We start from the raw sequence: 16473 nt of genomic DNA, 5'->3' as shown, positions 1-16473 counted from the left end.
TAGAGATTTTTAGACTGCCAAGATAAATTATCTATCTCAGCCCAGAATCGATGTCCTTTCTTGATAATGTGTCTTTCTGCTACTAACATATTATCCGTTGTCTTTTAACTCAGCTATAATCTTTTCTGTCTTTCTTTTCGACCTTCTTAATCCGTAAATTCGAGAACAAAAAGAGGTTATAATGGCTATTAAATCTGACATCAAATCATCTTGGTTATCCTCACTTTCATTGACAATCTCCAGTTTTTTATCTAGTTCTTTTAACAAGATTTCTAGATAATTAGTCCCAAATCTGGCTAGACGCTCTTTGTGTTCAACAATTAAAACATTATAATTGGGGTCAACGAGAATTTTGGCTAATTGTTGGCGATTGTCGTTTAATCCACTGCCTACTTCTTTGACAACTTTGTAGATTTTGTAGCCTCTGGCAACAGCATAATCTTTTAATCGGTCAGCTTGTCTATCTAGATTGTCTTTATCTTCGGCACTGGAAACTCTTGCATAAATGCAAGCTATCAAGTCGGGTTTTGAAGGGTTGTCATCCGTTATGATAATTGTACCAGAAGGCAATTGATAACCTGTTAAATTCCCTTGTTTCCACCACCTCCAAGCCGTTCGATAACTTATTCCTGTTTTTTTTGCCTAGTCCGATAGTTTTGTCTGTACATATTACCATGAATGACTATATATGACCATATTTGTATTGAAACTTTACAATACTTCAGGCTCATCCCTAAAGGTGAATTTTCTTCTGGGCTTTTTTAGTGGATAATTAGCGGGGATAACCCTACATAATGGGTGTAAAACCGCACTATCGGCCCCAGTGGCAACCTGACAAAATTAAATTATCTCAGTCAAAGAGGACAAATCAATGAAACCGATTGTTGAATCTTTTTACAACTGGTACAGCAGCAAAATTACTCACCCTAAATATCGTTGGATTATCATTCTGGGAACTATGGTTTATCTGTTTAGTCCCCTCGATATTTCCCCTGACATTTTCCCGATTATTGGTTGGATCGATGATGGGATTGTCCTCACCCTTTTAACCACGGAATTATCGCGATTAGTTCTTGATTATCGCAATCGCCGTCCGGGGGGAGTAAATAATCAAACCGAAGTTTCTTCCCCAACCAATGCCGTTGATACCGATGCTGTAGAAGTCAGAAGTTAGAATTCGGAAGTCTCAATTCTGACTTCTGACTTCAGGAGATTGCTGTTATTTATTCTCCCCCCGCAACGCCCACGAATTGGTCTCCTCACACCCCACAGCCCATCGGGAGCATCTCACCTTTGTAACCCCTAAATCAGGTTTTTATGTCAAGCTATTTTGAAAGCATTGCTAGAAACCAGTTTTATGGATAAGTATAATTACTCACTTGCATAAATGAGATGCTCTCCCCTCGCCCCGCGTTCGGTCAGCTTTTTTTAGTTCGAGCAATGCCATACGCCAGTGTGGAAATTTTCTTACCCATCGCATCATACAGGTTCAATTCATCGCCAGCGTCATTCCAAATAGCCGTTTTACTGGCAAAAGAAAAACCACCAGTTTCAGAATGTACTTCGTTGGTATAAACCCGAAAAGTCTTGCCAGACGCTAAAACAGTATTTGCTGGGAAAGTAAATTGCTGCCTGGCACTGCCGACCGAAGTGATTTTCCAACCTGAAATATTGACGGGATGATTGCCGCGATTGCTAAGCTCAACATATTCGTCAGATTGTGTTTTCTTAACCAGTCCTTTATAAACCAAGTTAGACATAAACACGTCATCCTCTGCGGTGATGCTAAACTCTTCTGTTTCGATGGTCTTCGGTTTAGGTGGCTCAGAAGTTGCTGGCGAAGGCGTAGGTTCAGACCGTGCTGGTGCATTTGGCTTAATATAGTCTGCGGTTGCAATCAGCCCTTGATTACTACCAGTCATTACAATGTTGGCAGTGGCATTTGGTAATAAACTGATTGAATTGCCGTTGTTTTGATAAAGGGTTTTCACATTGCTAAACAATGGATGGCTTGGGCTGGTAACCGCTAGGCTACCACTGATTTTGTTATAAACGCCGTCAAATTTCAAACCAAAAGCTGTCAAAAACGTATTCCATTGACCCGCCTCTGCTTGGCTGCCACCATGCCCTGTGCCTGCGCAAAGATAGACTTTACCGCCGTTTTTGACATAATCAATTAATACTTGATTATCAACTGGGTCGCCACCTACAAAAATGGCATCATATTGAGCCAATGCTACCGCATTAATGGCAATGTTCATGCCTTTTGTCCAAGTATGCCCAGCACCAGTCATGGTACGCTCAAGCGTTGCGCCGACCAATCCAAAGTTATTGGACAAAACATGAAATTTTCCCTGTGTCGTTCCTACAAAATATGTGGCAACATTCAACGCAAAAGTCGCGGTATCAGATACCGATTGAAAACCAGCATCGCTTAAAGCCCACTCGTCATTATGAACAATAATTCGACCATTGGCTGGTTTTTCGATTGGTACAAACACGGGGGCATCATCTATGCCATGCACTTTTAAAGAATAGACGCGGTTACTTGAACCAGAAAATGCGGTTTCCGCCGCACCAGTACTGGTGAATAACACGCTACCAGATAAATTGCCTAAATCCCAAGCTTCTTGTTCGGTTTTACGGTTAAAACTGACGCTTCCTGTTTGTGGATAGTAAACACCAGCAAAATCATTTGGTTGTACAGCAATAGCTGTTGTTAATGCAAATTGATTTAAGCCAAGCGCTGGTGTTTTTAAATCACTTTTACCAACCACAGACCAAGCGTTTGCGGTTTTTCTATAAATGACTAATTGGACAGGAGTTACTTTGTCTGCCCATATTTCCCAAGAGTTGAGTACACCTTTGCCACTTATAGGGACGTTGAGATCAACTAAGTAAAAATTAGAGCGAGAGTCACTGACCCCACGAGTTTTTAATTCGTTGCCGCCCGTAATGGTTGATTTTGTCATAATAATTTTCTCCAATGACTAACTGCATAATATACGGAAAAGTGGCTCTTCGGTAATTTTTATCCTACATTCCGCACCTAGTCATTGAAATCAACAGTTGCTCTAGCCCTTGTATAGTAAGACTTTTAGCGATTACTAAGAATTATTAAGTGTCACACTCTAGTCAGTGATCGCTGGTTTAATGAGAGTTGATCTAGCCCATCTCCCTAAACTGGAATCAAAGAACTATCGACGGTGGACAAAAGTGTTTGCACCTCCTCATCGCTGGTTTGGGAAAAGTCCTCGTACCAAAGAGAAATTGATCTCAATTCGTAGGGTTTATGTAGGCAAATTACTCGATCGACTAATTTTTCTAATTGATCACAAACTTCCGGCGGGGCAACAGGAACAGCAATAATAATAGCAGCGGGATTTTCAGCCTTAAGGGTCAGAATCGCCGCTTTAATCGTTGCTCCCGTAGCGATCCCATCATCTACTAGAATAATCGTTTTTCCCGTCAGGTCCGGAAAGGGTCGCTCACCTCGATACAAGCGATTGCGTCGCTCTAATTCGATCATTTCTTCCTTTGCTACCCGTTCCATCATCGCCTCCGATAGGTGCAAGTCTTCAACGATACTTTCATTGATTACCCGCACACCATTCTGACCGATTGCCCCAAAAGCTAACTCTTTTCGCTCTGGTACACCTAATTTTCGCACTAAACACAGATCTAGGGGTAAATGTAACCTTTGGGCAATTTCAAAGGCGATCGGAACCCCCCCCCGGGGCAAAGCCAAAACTAGCGCCCTAGCACTATTGGTATATTCTGTCAAGTAACTAGCTAATAGTCTCCCTGCCGATCGCCGATCTTTGAGCAGATAAGTCATAACTCTCTCCTAGGGGTTAATCCCCGTGGGGATCCCTAGTTTCCCCTGACTTTATTCTATATTTCTCCGCTCATCTTTAGCGGAAATGTTAAGAAATTTAGCGAAGGCTTGACATTTTTTCAGCTAACCGCAGTTTTTCTAGGCCAGAGATCGGCTAAAATCTTAGGCCAGAGGGTTTTGTAAAGTTAGGTAACAAAGATGAATCAAAGTTTAAGTGATGCGCTAGAGCCGATCGCCGCTGCCTTTCGCGGTCTCGGAACTCCCGAACCGATCGTTCATTGGGGACATCCAGTCATGATGGGGATCGTGGTTTTAGTTATGGGTAGTTATACTGCCTATGCCGGTTGGCAAAGCCGTTTAAGCAAAGATGGGGACGTAGTGGCCAAAAATCGGGCTGATCACCGCAAACTCGCCCCCTGGCTGTTTTTATTTATCGCTCTCGGTTACACCGGCGGTATTTTATCCCTAGTCATGCAGAAACATCCAATCCTCGAAAGCAGCCATTTCTGGACAGGATCGATCGCCATCGGTTTATTAGCTTTCAATGGATTATTGTCCCTCACTGGCTTCGCTGGCGAGAAAAAAGAACTTTTCCGGACTATTCACGCTTATATCGGCAGTATTGCCCTGATTTTACTGCTAGTTCACGGTGTTTTCGGTCTTCAGTTGGGATTATCTCTCTAGTTGGTTTATTTATGGCTGCGGGTGGGCCAATTCCCACCCGGAAGTTTTTCACCGCAGAAGACTGTGGCCAAGGACAATAATTGAAGAAATTATGACTTTAAGCACTATTCTTGGGATTCCGAGTTTAGAATTAACAGGTAATTTACCCAGAAAGTAAAGTATCGTCACGCAACGAGGAGATAGATATTTTGAAGAAAGTAGAAGCGATTATCCGACCCTTTAAACTTGAAGAGGTGAAAATCGCCCTAGTTAACGCGGGCATTGTCGGCATGACCGTCTCCGAAGTTAGAGGTTTCGGTCGTCAGAAAGGTCAATCGGAACGTTATCGCGGTTCCGAGTATACCGTCGAATTTCTCCAAAAACTCAAGATCGAGATCGTCGTCGAAGATAAGCAGGTCGATATGGTCGTCGATAAGCTGATTTCTGCGGCGCGTACCGGTGAAATCGGAGACGGTAAAATCTTTATCTCCCCCGTGGAACAGATCGTCCGCATCCGTACCGGAGAAAAAAATCTCGAAGCGATTTAACCCCCCGACAAGGGATGATAGCACAATGCTGTCATCCCCCCCCCATTGAAAGTGTTTCCCGTCAAGAAGTGTAACCTAATTTGGTATCGACCACCGACGACCGATTCCCCAAAACGGAAACTTTGTACCTCAACATTAAGATAACTACTATAATTGAATCTATTGGCTCGGTCTGCCCCCATCGCTGCTGAAGACCGCCGAACGGGATAAATAATTTGACCAGACTAGATATGATCATTTTCGGTGACTAAAAAAACCTCTTGCCTAAAAAGTCACAAATATTATATAATGTTTGATTGTGGCCAAAATCGGGGTTAGGTGGTGCTGAAGGCACTGCCGAGCAGAACCGCCTTGGTCGCTCGGTCTTCGCCTGGATACTGAAGATAAACCCTTTAAGTCCTGAAGAAACAAAGACCAGCAACAATCTAGGCAGAACCAGCAAACCTGTCTAGTCCTACTTACGAATTTAACGGGATGCCAGCTTAAATAACTCGAAAAAAGTCATTCAAGTTGGGCAGGCTGATAAAGCGGGAAAGATTTTTCTCGCTCCTATAGCCACGGCCACGTTATTTTTGATTGTCGTCTAGTAAAGATAAAGAGAACAATCCGTGTCTATCGGTATCCTCGGTACAAAACTGGGCATGACCCAAATCTTCGACAACAAAACGGGAGTCGCCATTCCCGTCACCGTCGTTCAAGCCGGTCCGTGTCCCGTCACCCAAGTCAAAACTAAAAAAACCGACGGTTATGAATCCATCCAAGTGGGATACAAAACCGTCAAAGAAAAAGCCCTCAACAAACCGCTACTCGGTCATTTAGCCAAAGCCGGTGTCTCCCCCCTGCGGCATTTAATCGAATACCGTCTTGAGGACGCATCCGCTTACACTTTAGGCCAAGAAATTACCGCCGCTATCTTCCAAGAAGGCGATTTGGTCGATGTGGCTGGAACCACCATCGGACGGGGTTTCTCCGGCTATCAAAAACGCCATAACTTCAAGCGCGGTAACATGACCCACGGTTCCAAAAACCACCGTCTCCCCGGTTCCACCGGCGCTGGTACTACCCCCGGTCGGGTCTTCCCGGGTAAGAGAATGGCTGGACAATACGGAGCCACCCAAGTGACCATCCGCAAATTGTCCGTGGTCAAAATCGATAGCGAACGCAACCTGATCCTGATCAAAGGAGCCGTCCCGGGCAAACCAGGAACCCTGTTAAACATCACCCCCGCCAAGAAATTTGGTAAATAGGGCAAGGAAAGATTAAAGCCATGGTTAACTACACAGTCAAAAATTGGCAAGGGGAAGAAGCGGGAACAGGCACCCTGGAACTGAAAACCGCTAAACCCGAAACCGCCAAACACCTAATTCACCGCGTCGTCGTCAGCCATCTAGCGGCGGCCCGCCAAGGTAACGCCTCCAGCAAAACCCGCTCGGAAGTGCGCGGCGGTGGTCGCAAACCCTGGCGGCAAAAAGGCACCGGTCGTGCCAGAGCCGGTTCGATCCGTTCTCCCCTCTGGCGTGGTGGCGGTGTCATCTTCGGACCCAAACCCAGAGATTTTGAGGTTAAGGTCAATCGCAAAGAGAAAAGATTAGCCCTGAGAACCGCTTTGATCAGCCAGGCCGATAACTTTATCGTGGTGGAAAGCTTCGCCGAACAATTCTCCCAACCCAAAACCAAGGAGCTCACCGCTGCCTTAAGTCGCTGGGGAGCCAGTCCAGAGGAAAAAATTCTGCTGATTTTGACGGAAATTCCCGAAAATGTCTATTTATCGGGACGTAATATCTGCAATCTCAAAATTATTCGCGCCGATAGTCTCAACGTCTATGATGTCATCCTAGCCGATCGAGTTATCGCCACCGCCGCAGCCCTAGCCAAAATTGAGGAGGTCTATGGTGCTTAAAACCGAAGCCAGGCAACTCGCCGATCTGATCCTAAAGCCGATCGTGACCGAGAAAGCCACCCTGCTCCTAGAACAAAATAAATACGTCTTCGATGTCGCATTGAAAGCGACTAAGCCGGAAATTCAAGCGGCGATCGAATTGCTGTTTGACGTGAAAGTAACGAAAGTGAACACCAGCCGCCCCTCTCGTCAGAAAAAACGCGTCGGCCGTTTCCTCGGTTACAAACCCCAATACAAACGCGCGATCGTGACCCTAGCGGAAGGCGACTCGATCGCCCTCTATCCCGACGTATAACCACCAAGAAACCCGATAACGGAAAACTAAACTATGGGTATTCGTTCTTTTAGACCTTTAACCCCCGGGACAAGGCAGGCGGCCATCTCCGACTTTAAAGAGATCACCAAAACCGAACCGGAAAAGTCCCTGACTCATCGCAAACACAGCAAACAGGGGCGTAATAATCGCGGTGTCGTTACCAGTCGTCACCGGGGCGGCGGCCATAAACGCCTCTACCGGATTATCGATTTTCGTCGCGATAAACGGGATATTCCCGCCACAGTAGCGGCGATCGAGTACGATCCTAACCGTAACGCCCGCATTGCCCTGCTTTTCTACAAAGACGGGGAAAAACGCTACATCATCGCCCCCGCCGGTTTAGGCGTTGGTGATACCGTCATCGCCGGAGAAAACGCTCCCTTCGAGGTCGGTAATGCCCTACCCTTAAGTCGCATCCCCCTAGGGACAGAAGTTCATAACATCGAACTCGTCCCCGGTCGCGGTGGTCAAATGGTGCGGGCTGCTGGTGGTTTCGCCCAAGTGGTAGCGAAAGAAGGCGATTACGTTACCATCCGCCTCCCCTCCAAGGAAGTACGCATGATCCGGCGTGAATGCTACGCCACCATCGGAAAAGTCGGTAACGCCGAAGCTAGAAACATCAGTCTCGGTAAAGCCGGCCGTACCCGTCACCGCGGTCAACGCCCCCATGTTCGGGGTAGCGTCATGAACCCAGTGGATCACCCGCATGGAGGTGGAGAGGGTCGCGCTCCGATTGGACGTTCTGGCCCGATGACTCCCTGGGGTAAACCCGCCCTCGGCCGCAAAACTCGCAACAAGAAAAAACGCAGTAGCGATCTGATCGTGCGCCGTCGTAACCAGGGTTAGAAATTATTACTTTACTTTTGACTGAAAATTATGGGTCGTTCACTGAAAAAGGGGCCATTTGTCGCTGGCCACCTGATGGAAAAAATCGAAAAACTCAACGCCCAGGGCAGTAAACAAGTGATTAAAACTTGGTCCCGGGCCTCGACAATCATTCCCGATATGGTCGGTCACACGATCGCCGTTCACAACGGCAAACAGCACGTTCCCGTCTATGTTTCCGAGCAGATGGTCGGTCATAAACTCGGTGAATTCGCTCCCACCCGCACCTTCCGCGGCCACGCCAAGAGCGACAAAAAAGCAGGACGGAAATAGATCGGTGGGCGGTTATCTTAAAACCGTCAGCCCCCGGTCAGCGTTCAGATAACCATGAGATGGTGGGTTACGGCGACTAGATAAATTAATAACTAAGTCTTATAAGTTGTCGTCGCCTAACCCACCCTACCTAACTGATAACTGATAACTGAAATGACCATCGATACCTCTAACGAAGTCAAAGCGATCGCCCGCTATATTCGGATGTCACCCCTGAAAGTCAGACGGGTACTCGATCAGATCCGCGGTCGCTCCTATCGGGAAGCCCTAATTATTCTCGAATTCATGCCCTACCGGGCCTGTGACCCGATTCTGAAAGTCCTGCGTTCCGCCGTTGCCAACGCCGAAAATAACGAAGGACTCGATCCCGCCACTTTGGTAGTTAGCCAAGCCTTTGCCGATGGCGGACCGACCCTAAAACGTTTTCGACCTCGGGCTCAAGGGCGCGCCTACCAAATTCGCAAACCCACCTGTCATATCACCGTCGCCGTCGCTCCTAGCAACAAAGACTAATCACCTTAACTAAAAAACCACAATGGGACAAAAAATCCATCCCCTCGGTTTTCGTCTCGGCGTTATCAAAGATCATAAATCTTGCTGGTATGCCGACGCGAAACGTTACCCCGAATTAGTGCAAGAAGATCGCCGCATTCGCCAGTACGTCGAAAAAAACCTCGCTAATGCCGGTATCGCCGATATTCGCATCGAACGCAAGGCCGATCAAGTAGATATCTCCATCCACACCGCCCGCCCTGGGGTCGTCGTCGGTCGTGGTGGCACGGGAATCGAACAGCTGCGCCTAGGTTTACAAAAAGCCCTCGGTGGCCAGCGTCAAATTCGCATTAACGTCATCGAAGTGGCTCGCGTTGATGCCGATGCCAACCTGATCGCCGAATACATCGCCCAACAACTAGAAAGACGGGTTTCCTTCCGTCGTGTGGTTCGCCAGGCCATCCAACGGGCGCAGAGGGCCGAAGTGAAAGGGATCAAAATTCAAGTTAGCGGTCGTCTCAACGGCGCGGAAATCGCTCGCACCGAATGGGTGCGGGAAGGACGAGTTCCCCTCCATACCCTGCGGGCCGATATCGATTACTCCTATAAAACCGCCAGCACCATCTACGGGATTCTAGGCGTGAAAGTTTGGATCTTTAAGGGCGAAATTATCCCCGGCCAAGAAGAAATTGCCGCCGCCGTTCCCGCTCAAGCACCGCGCCGTCAACAGCGTCGCCGTCAACAGTTTGAAGATCGCTCTAGTGAGGGCTGATCCCTAATATTTATCAGTGGTAAATAGCTCATGTTAAGTCCCAAAAGAACAAAATTCCGCAAACAACAGCGCGGACGGATGCGCGGGCTGGCCACCGGCGGAAATACGATTAATTTCGGCGATTTCGCCCTGCAAGCCACCGAACCCTGTTGGATTACTTCCCGTCAAATCGAAGCGGCCAGACGGGCAATGACTCGTTATATCCGTCGGGGTGGCAAAATCTGGATTCGCGTTTTTCCCGATAAACCCGTGACCCAAAGGGCAGCAGAAACTCGGATGGGTTCCGGGAAAGGTTCCCCCGAATTCTGGGTAGCCGTGGTTAAACCGGGGTTCATTATGTTTGAAATTGCCGGGGTAGCCGAACCCATAGCCCGGGAAGCAATGCGCCTAGCCGCCCAAAAATTACCGATTAAGACCAAATTTATCACTCGCGAGGAGGATTTCGTCTAATGGCTTTACCGAAAATCGCCGAAGTGAGGAAGATGAGCGATGAGGAAATCGCTGACGCTGTCCTCGATGCCAAAAAGAAACTGTTTGAATTGCGTTTGCAACAGGCCACCCGCCGCTTGGAAAAAACCCACGAATTCAAACACACCCGCCACCGTCTCGGCCAATTATTGACCGTAGAACGGGAGCGCCAACTAGCCCAGTCCACCCCGGAGGCATAACCCGCTATGGCAGTTAAAGAAAGAGTTGGGGTAGTAGTCAGCGACAAAATGGATAAAACCGTAGTGGTAGCCATTGAAAACCGCTCTCCTCACCCCAAATACGGCAAAATCGTCGTGAAAACCCAGAAATTTAAAGCTCACGACGAAGAAAATCAAGCCAAACAAGGCGATCGAGTTCGTATTCGTGAAACCCGCCCCCTCAGTAAAACCAAACGTTGGCAAGTGGCGGAAATATTAACCGATAATTAAATTTCACCTAGGTAAAAACCGTGATTCAACAACAAACCTACTTAAATGTCGCTGATAATAGCGGGGCGCGGAAACTAATGTGTCTGCGGGTGCTGGGAACAGGTAACTGTACCTACGGTGGCATCGGTGACAAAATTATCGCCGTGGTTAAGGACGCTATCCCCAATATGCCCGTGAAAAAATCCGATGTGGTCACTGCGGTGATTGTGCGGACCCGTCAAACCGTCCGTCGCGATAGCGGTATGAGCATCCGTTTTGATGATAACGCCGCCGTGATTATTAATAATGACGGTAATCCCAAAGGTACGCGGGTTTTTGGTCCGGTCGCTCGGGAATTGCGCGATAAAAACTACACCAAAATTGTTTCCTTAGCCCCAGAAGTTCTCTGATCAAAGTGAAAAGTACTAAGGCAATTGGCTGATGGCTAGTCTAAAACTTTTCACACTTTGAGGTCAAAAAAAAATGAGTAAGAAAAACAGTCAAACCTCACCCCAAAAGCAAAAAATGCACGTTAAAAAAGGGGATGTCGTTCAAGTAATCGCCGGTTCCGATAAGGGCAAAGTGGGCGAAATTTTACGGGCCCTACCCCAAGAAAGTACCGTGGTGGTCAAGGGAGTTAATATCCGCACCAAACACACTAAACCCCAACAGGAAGGGGAATCGGGTCAAATCGTTACCTACGAAGCACCGATTCACAGTTCCAAAGTGATGCTCTATTCCGAGAAGAAAAAAATCGCCAGTCGGGTGGGTTATACCTTTACCGAAGACGGTCGGAAAGTGCGGATACTGAAGAAAACTGGCGAAATTATTGATTAGTTTCCCATCAATTCTAGTTCCTGACCAAGCCCAGGAAAAGCAAGCAGCAAAACTATGAGCCAAAAACTAAAAACCACCTATCAAGAAACCATTGTTCCGAAACTGAAAGAACAATTTGGTTATACCAATATCCACCAAGTACCTAAAGTTATCAAAATTACTGTTAACCGCGGTCTTGGGGAAGCTTCACAAAATGCCAAAGCTTTGGAGTCTTCCAAGGAGGAACTGTCCACCATCACCGGACAACAACCGGTAGTGACTAGAGCTAAAAAAGCGATCGCTGGCTTCAAAATTCGCGAAGGAATGCCCGTGGGAGTCATGGTGACATTACGCGGCGATCGAATGTACGCTTTTTTAGACCGTCTAATTAATCTGGCCCTACCACGCATTCGCGACTTTCGCGGTATCAGCGGTAACAGTTTTGATGGTCGTGGTAACTACAGTTTAGGCATTCGTGAACAGTTGATCTTCCCCGAAATTGAATACGACAAAATCGATCAAATTCGTGGGATGGACATCTCAATCATCACCACCGCTAAAAACGACGAAGAAGGACGCGCCCTCCTCAAAGAGATGGGAATGCCCTTTAGATAAATCAATCAAGAGAAAAGTAAACAGTGACCGGTAAATAAGTGAACAGTAAACAGTAAACAGTAAACAGTGAACAGTGAACAGTCAACAGTGATTGAGTGAAAAGACAGCAGGAACCTGCTATTTAATACTACTCACTTAATACTCAAATCTGATAACTGATAACTGATAACTGACCACTGATGTTGATCCCAATTTAGGAGAAAAACAGGTAATTCATGTCTGCTAACGATACCATCTCGGATATGCTGACCCGCATCCGTAACGCTTGCGCGGTTCGGCAGACCACTACTCAAATTCCCACCACGCGGATGACGCGCAGTATTGCTCAAGTTCTCAAAGACGAAGGCTTTATTGCTGACTTTGAGGAAGTGGGTGAGGGGATTAAATCTCAATTAGTTCTTTCCCTCAAATATAAAGGCAAAAACCGTCAACCGATCATTACTACCCTCACCAGAGTCAGTAAACCGGGCCTGCGAGTTTATTCCAACAGTAAAGACTTACCTCGCGTCCTCGGTGGCATTGGCATCGCCATTGTTTCTACCTCTAAAGGTATTATGACCGATCGCGAAGCGCGTAAACAAAACGTTGGCGGCGAAGTCCTTTGCTACATCTGGTAAACAAGGATAAGCTATCAGCCGTCAGCCTTTCCAAGTTTAAACCCGATAGCTGACCCACTGATAACTCTTCCCTGATAACTGATAACTCTTCCCTGATAACTGTTATGTCTCGTATTGGCAAACGCCCGATTCCTATTCCCAATAAAGTCACCGTCGATATCGATGGTGCTACCGTGACGGTGAAAGGGCCCAAAGGAACTCTCCAGAGAACCCTACCCACCGCCGTCGCCATCGACAAAGATGGCGAAACCCTGCTCGTTACCCGTCAAGACGATTCCCGTACCGCCAGAGAACGCCACGGACTCTGTAGAACTCTGGTGGCCAACATGGTGGAAGGAGTCGCTACCGGCTTTCAAAAACGCCTCGATATCCAAGGGGTGGGCTACCGCGCCCAGGCGCAGGGTAGTAAATTAGTTCTTAACGTCGGTTACAGTAAACCCGTGGAAATGGAGATGCCCGATGGTGTTTCCGTCGCCGTAGAAAACAACACCCAAGTTATCGTCAGTGGCATCGACAAAGAAGCCGTCGGTAACATTGCCGCTAAAATCCGCGAAGTTCGTCCCCCCGAACCTTATAAAGGAAAAGGGATTCGCTATCTTGGTGAAGTTGTCCGTCGCAAAGTTGGTAAAGCTGGCGGTAAAGGCGCTAAAGGCGGTAAAGGAGGTAAAAAATAAACCATGAAACTTAGTCGCAAAGAATCAGTCCGTCGTCGTCACCAGCGTGTGCGTCGCAAAATTAATGGCACTGCTGAACGGCCGCGTTTATCCGTATTTCGTTCTAATAACCACATCTACGCCCAAATTATCGACGACGTAGCCCAACACACCCTCGCTGCCGCTTCTACCCTAGAGGCCACCTTGCGCGGGGAATTGGAATCCACCGCTACCCAAGAAGCCTCGGCTGCCGTGGGTAAACTGGTGGCCCAACGGGCCCTAGACAAAGGCATTGAACAAGTGGTTTTTGATCGCGGTGGCAATCTCTATCACGGTCGCGTCAAAGCCTTAGCAGAAGCGGCTCGGTCAGCCGGCTTAAACTTCTAAAATATCCTTTCAACACTGATAAAACTATGGCAAAACGTCGCAAAGGCAACCGCGAAAAAGAAAAAGAAACCACTTGGCAAGAGCGGGTCATCCAGATCCGCCGGGTTAGTAAAGTGGTTAAGGGTGGTAAAAAACTCAGCTTCCGGGCCATCGTCGTGGTCGGTAATGAAAACGGCCAGGTGGGAGTGGGAGTCGGCAAAGCAGGGGACGTTATCGGGGCCGTCCGTAAAGGCGTGGCCGATGGCAAAAAACAACTAATTGAAGTTTCCTTAACTAAAGCTAGTTCCATCACTCACCTCACCCGGGGGGCTTCCGGTGGCGCTCAGGTGCTTATGCGTCCGGCTGCCCCGGGGACTGGGGTTATTGCCGGGGGTGCTGTCCGTACCGTTTTAGAATTAGCCGGGGTGAAAAATATCCTCGCTAAACAACTCGGTAGCGATAACCCCCTCAATAACGCTAGAGCCGCCGTTAACGCCCTGGAAACTCTCCGTACTTTCTCGGAAGTGGCCAAAGATCGAGGCGTATCTGTAGAACATTTGTACACCTAGAGAAATCACCATGAAACTCCACGAAATCGCCCCCCAACCGGGGTCCACTAAACGCCGTCGTCGTGTGGGACGGGGTGTCTCGGCCGGCCAGGGTGCTAGTTGCGGCCTGGGAATGCGCGGACAAAAATCTCGCTCCGGGACGGGGACCCGCCCCGGTTTTGAGGGGGGACAAATGCCCCTCTATCGTCGGGTTCCGAAATTAAAGCATTTTCCTTTGGTTAACCCCCGTCAATACACGATTGTTAATCTGAGAAAATTGGCTTCTTTACCCGCTAATACGGAAGTTACCCTAGAAAGTCTCCTAAAAGCTAAAATTCTCACCAGCAATGACGGCCCTTTAAAAGTTTTAGGTGATGGTGAAATTACCGTTCCCCTCAAGGTGAAGGCCGCCGCTTTTAGCAATAGTGCTAAAGAGAAAATTACCGCCGCTCAAGGTACTTGGGAAGAAATTTAACGGAGACAGGAGACAGGAGATAAAAGGCAAAAGGCAAAAGGCAAAAGGCAAAAGGCAAAAGGTAAAGGGCAGCTTTGTTCTCCCTACACCCTACACCCCACACCCCACACCCCACACCCTACACCCTACACCCCACACCCTACACCCCACACCCTACACCCCACACCCTAACACCCAATCCCCAAGACCGGATTGCTATATCATAAGAAAGACAGGGGAAATCTTAAAAAAATCGAGAAAGTTTTCCCCCTCGATTACTTTTTCCCATAAAAAAACTGCACTAGAGGTAACTGTTAATGGTCGTCAGTCGTGATAAGGCTCCCACGGCACAGGAAACGTTTATGCAAATGGCACAAGCGGCCGGTTTACGCGGTCGCTTGTTGATTACATTGGGTTTACTGGTTCTGCTCCGTTTTGGGATGTTTGTACCGATACCCGGTTTGGATCGGGCAAGATTAGCAGAAATTATTCAAAGTAACGCCGCTTTGGGAATCCTTGACCTGTTCACCGGGGGAGGATTATCGACGTTGGGGATTTTTGCCCTCGGCATTCTTCCCTATATCAACGCCTCAATTATCGTGCAACTGCTCACCGCTGCCCTTCCTTCTTTGGAAGATTTACAGAAAAATGAAGGAGAAGCAGGACGGCGAAAAATTGCCCAAATTACCCGTTATATTGCCTTTGGTTGGTCAATTATTCAAAGTATCGGCATTACTCTCGGTTTATTGGTGGCTAACGGCGTTGTGGCCGGAACTTTACCCTCGATCGCTGCTACGGTTCTCGCTTTAGTGGCGGGTTCTATGTTCGTGATGTGGATTTCGGAACTGATTACGGAACGCGGTCTGGGAAATGGAGCATCTTTGCTGATTTTTGTCAACATTGTCGCTGTTTTACCGAAAACCCTCGGTGATACGATTACTTTTGCTCAACAGGGTGGCCGACAAGCGATCGCTCAAGTGGTGATTCTCTTGCTGGTTTTCTTGGTGATGATTATCGGCATTGTTTTTGTTCAGGAAGGAACCCGTCGGATTCCGATTGTTTCTGCCCGTCGTCAGGTGGGTCGTCGTCTCTATCGGGAAAGAACCAGTTATCTACCCCTACGACTCAATCAAGGGGGCGTGATGCCGATTATTTTCGCCTCGGCAGTGTTGGTCTTACCTTTCCAATTGGTGCAAGCTTTACCCACGGATAACCCGGTCGGTCAGGTTTTAGTTCAGTTGGTTAATGCTCTGCGTCCCGATAGTTGGGGTTATGTGGCTTTTTATAGCTTACTAATTCTCGGTTTTAGTTTCTTCTACGCTTCCCTGATCGTTAACCCCAAGGATATGTCCCAAAACCTGAAGAAAATGGGGACCAGTATTCCGGGGATTCGACCGGGGACCGCTACTACTAATTATCTGGAAGGGGTGCTGAATCGTCTCACCCTTTTGGGCGCTCTCTTTTTAAGTTTGGTGGCTACTGTGCCGACTGTAGTAGAAAGCGCCACCGGTGTTACCACTTTTCGCGGTTTGGGGGCAACTTCCCTGTTAATTCTGGTGGGGGTGGCGATCGATACGGCGAAACAAATTCAAACCTATGTCATCTCTCAACGCTATGAGGGCATGATTAAACAGTAGTTAGATAGTCAGCCAGTGACCTTTTAGCGGTTACTGGTTGTTTTTTCCCTTAAAACCCTATATTTAATCCTTGACATCCTCGCCGCCGTAAACGGACGGTGATTCCCAAACCTCACGATTTAGGTTTCTGCTTCTTTCCCGAAGGATTTTTCGCACCTGCCTTAACAGATTTACTCTGTTCTGG

24 protein-coding genes and 1 pseudogene are annotated in these 16473 nt (G+C 47.7%); 22 read left to right on the top strand and 3 right to left on the bottom strand.

Annotation, left to right across the window (positions count from 1 at the left end):
* Positions 1-90 precede the first annotated feature (90 nt).
* Positions 91-630 (bottom strand): annotated as a pseudogene (locus tag LW728_RS17370) (IS607 family transposase); the annotation flags it as partial.
* 241 nt (positions 631-871) lie between these two features.
* Between LW728_RS17370 and LW728_RS17365 the strand changes: the two are divergent.
* Positions 872-1174, top strand: coding sequence for a YkvA family protein (locus LW728_RS17365; RefSeq protein ID WP_002801910.1), 303 nt, complete (start codon positions 872-874; stop codon positions 1172-1174).
* 244 nt (positions 1175-1418) lie between these two features.
* Here the strand turns inward: LW728_RS17365 and LW728_RS17360 are convergent, their stop codons facing one another.
* Together LW728_RS17360 and LW728_RS17355 are read right to left on the bottom strand one after the other, a co-directional pair.
* Positions 1419-2972 carry a lamin tail domain-containing protein gene (locus LW728_RS17360; protein WP_002801911.1) on the bottom strand — a complete coding sequence of 518 codons (1554 nt, stop codon included), beginning with the start codon at positions 2970-2972 and terminating at the stop codon, positions 1419-1421.
* A 206-nt stretch (positions 2973-3178) separates the two neighbouring features.
* The gene (locus LW728_RS17355; RefSeq protein WP_287767395.1) at positions 3179-3838 is read right to left on the bottom strand and encodes a phosphoribosyltransferase; all 660 of its coding nucleotides are present in this window, start codon (positions 3836-3838) and stop codon (positions 3179-3181) included.
* Between the two features lie 198 nt (positions 3839-4036).
* Here LW728_RS17355 and LW728_RS17350 point away from each other — a divergent pair, with 198 nt between their 5' ends.
* The 21 genes from LW728_RS17350 (at position 4037) to secY (ending at position 16289) form a co-directional block, all read left to right on the top strand.
* Positions 4037-4522, top strand: coding sequence for a DUF4079 domain-containing protein (locus tag LW728_RS17350; protein WP_287658867.1), 486 nt, complete (start codon positions 4037-4039; stop codon positions 4520-4522).
* A 188-nt stretch (positions 4523-4710) separates the two neighbouring features.
* The gene (locus LW728_RS17345; protein WP_002801914.1) at positions 4711-5049 is read left to right on the top strand and encodes a P-II family nitrogen regulator; all 339 of its coding nucleotides are present in this window, start codon (positions 4711-4713) and stop codon (positions 5047-5049) included.
* Between the two features lie 608 nt (positions 5050-5657).
* Positions 5658-6296, top strand: a complete 639-nt coding sequence (gene rplC, locus LW728_RS17340; RefSeq protein WP_002734589.1) for a 50S ribosomal protein L3 — start codon at positions 5658-5660, stop codon at positions 6294-6296.
* 20 nt (positions 6297-6316) lie between these two features.
* Entirely contained in the window at positions 6317-6949 is a 633-nt protein-coding gene (rplD, locus tag LW728_RS17335) for a 50S ribosomal protein L4 (protein ID WP_002732765.1), read from the top strand.
* Entirely contained in the window at positions 6939-7244 is a 306-nt protein-coding gene (locus LW728_RS17330; protein WP_002746599.1) for a 50S ribosomal protein L23, read from the top strand. Before rplD ends, LW728_RS17330 begins: the two co-directional genes overlap by 11 nt.
* Positions 7245-7277: 33 nt before the next feature.
* A complete protein-coding gene (gene rplB / locus LW728_RS17325; protein ID WP_002746601.1) occupies positions 7278-8111 on the top strand; it encodes a 50S ribosomal protein L2 in 834 nt (277 codons plus the stop codon).
* 30 nt (positions 8112-8141) lie between these two features.
* Positions 8142-8423 carry a 30S ribosomal protein S19 gene (gene rpsS, locus LW728_RS17320; protein ID WP_002753908.1) on the top strand — a complete coding sequence of 94 codons (282 nt, stop codon included), beginning with the start codon at positions 8142-8144 and terminating at the stop codon, positions 8421-8423.
* Between the two features lie 153 nt (positions 8424-8576).
* Positions 8577-8936, top strand: a complete 360-nt coding sequence (gene rplV / locus LW728_RS17315; RefSeq protein ID WP_002746605.1) for a 50S ribosomal protein L22 — start codon at positions 8577-8579, stop codon at positions 8934-8936.
* 22 nt (positions 8937-8958) lie between these two features.
* A complete protein-coding gene (gene rpsC / locus LW728_RS17310; RefSeq protein ID WP_002801919.1) occupies positions 8959-9687 on the top strand; it encodes a 30S ribosomal protein S3 in 729 nt (242 codons plus the stop codon).
* Positions 9688-9717: 30 nt separating this feature from the next.
* Positions 9718-10137 carry a 50S ribosomal protein L16 gene (rplP, locus tag LW728_RS17305; protein WP_002780088.1) on the top strand — a complete coding sequence of 140 codons (420 nt, stop codon included), beginning with the start codon at positions 9718-9720 and terminating at the stop codon, positions 10135-10137.
* Entirely contained in the window at positions 10137-10355 is a 219-nt protein-coding gene (gene rpmC, locus LW728_RS17300) for a 50S ribosomal protein L29 (protein WP_002801921.1), read from the top strand. The genes rplP and rpmC overlap by 1 nt, the downstream gene beginning before the upstream one ends.
* A 6-nt stretch (positions 10356-10361) precedes the next feature.
* Positions 10362-10604, top strand: a complete 243-nt coding sequence (rpsQ, locus tag LW728_RS17295) for a 30S ribosomal protein S17 (RefSeq protein ID WP_002801923.1) — start codon at positions 10362-10364, stop codon at positions 10602-10604.
* Between the two features lie 20 nt (positions 10605-10624).
* On the top strand, positions 10625-10993 hold the full coding sequence (gene rplN / locus LW728_RS17290; protein WP_002732358.1) for a 50S ribosomal protein L14: 369 nt from the start codon (positions 10625-10627) through the stop codon (positions 10991-10993).
* 73 nt (positions 10994-11066) lie between these two features.
* On the top strand, positions 11067-11420 hold the full coding sequence (gene rplX, locus LW728_RS17285; protein WP_002801924.1) for a 50S ribosomal protein L24: 354 nt from the start codon (positions 11067-11069) through the stop codon (positions 11418-11420).
* A gap of 54 nt (positions 11421-11474) precedes the next feature.
* Positions 11475-12014, top strand: a complete 540-nt coding sequence (gene rplE, locus LW728_RS17280) for a 50S ribosomal protein L5 (protein ID WP_002734750.1) — start codon at positions 11475-11477, stop codon at positions 12012-12014.
* Positions 12015-12229: 215 nt separating this feature from the next.
* Positions 12230-12631 (top strand): 30S ribosomal protein S8, encoded by a 402-nt coding sequence (rpsH, locus tag LW728_RS17275; RefSeq protein WP_002734721.1) that lies wholly within the window; start codon positions 12230-12232, stop codon positions 12629-12631.
* Between the two features lie 104 nt (positions 12632-12735).
* On the top strand, positions 12736-13305 hold the full coding sequence (gene rplF, locus LW728_RS17270) for a 50S ribosomal protein L6 (RefSeq protein ID WP_002794624.1): 570 nt from the start codon (positions 12736-12738) through the stop codon (positions 13303-13305).
* Between the two features lie 3 nt (positions 13306-13308).
* The gene (gene rplR, locus LW728_RS17265; protein ID WP_002753900.1) at positions 13309-13671 is read left to right on the top strand and encodes a 50S ribosomal protein L18; all 363 of its coding nucleotides are present in this window, start codon (positions 13309-13311) and stop codon (positions 13669-13671) included.
* A gap of 26 nt (positions 13672-13697) precedes the next feature.
* Entirely contained in the window at positions 13698-14219 is a 522-nt protein-coding gene (gene rpsE, locus LW728_RS17260; protein ID WP_002757584.1) for a 30S ribosomal protein S5, read from the top strand.
* 10 nt (positions 14220-14229) lie between these two features.
* On the top strand, positions 14230-14673 hold the full coding sequence (rplO, locus tag LW728_RS17255; protein ID WP_002780095.1) for a 50S ribosomal protein L15: 444 nt from the start codon (positions 14230-14232) through the stop codon (positions 14671-14673).
* Between the two features lie 296 nt (positions 14674-14969).
* Positions 14970-16289, top strand: a complete 1320-nt coding sequence (gene secY / locus LW728_RS17250; RefSeq protein ID WP_002801926.1) for a preprotein translocase subunit SecY — start codon at positions 14970-14972, stop codon at positions 16287-16289.
* Positions 16290-16473: the final 184 nt, after the last annotated feature.

The organism is Microcystis sp. 49638_E5 (assembly GCF_021300285.1).
Lineage (GTDB): Bacteria > Cyanobacteriota > Cyanobacteriia > Cyanobacteriales > Microcystaceae > Microcystis > Microcystis aeruginosa_C.
This window is presented reverse-complemented; position numbering and strand designations above follow the sequence as displayed.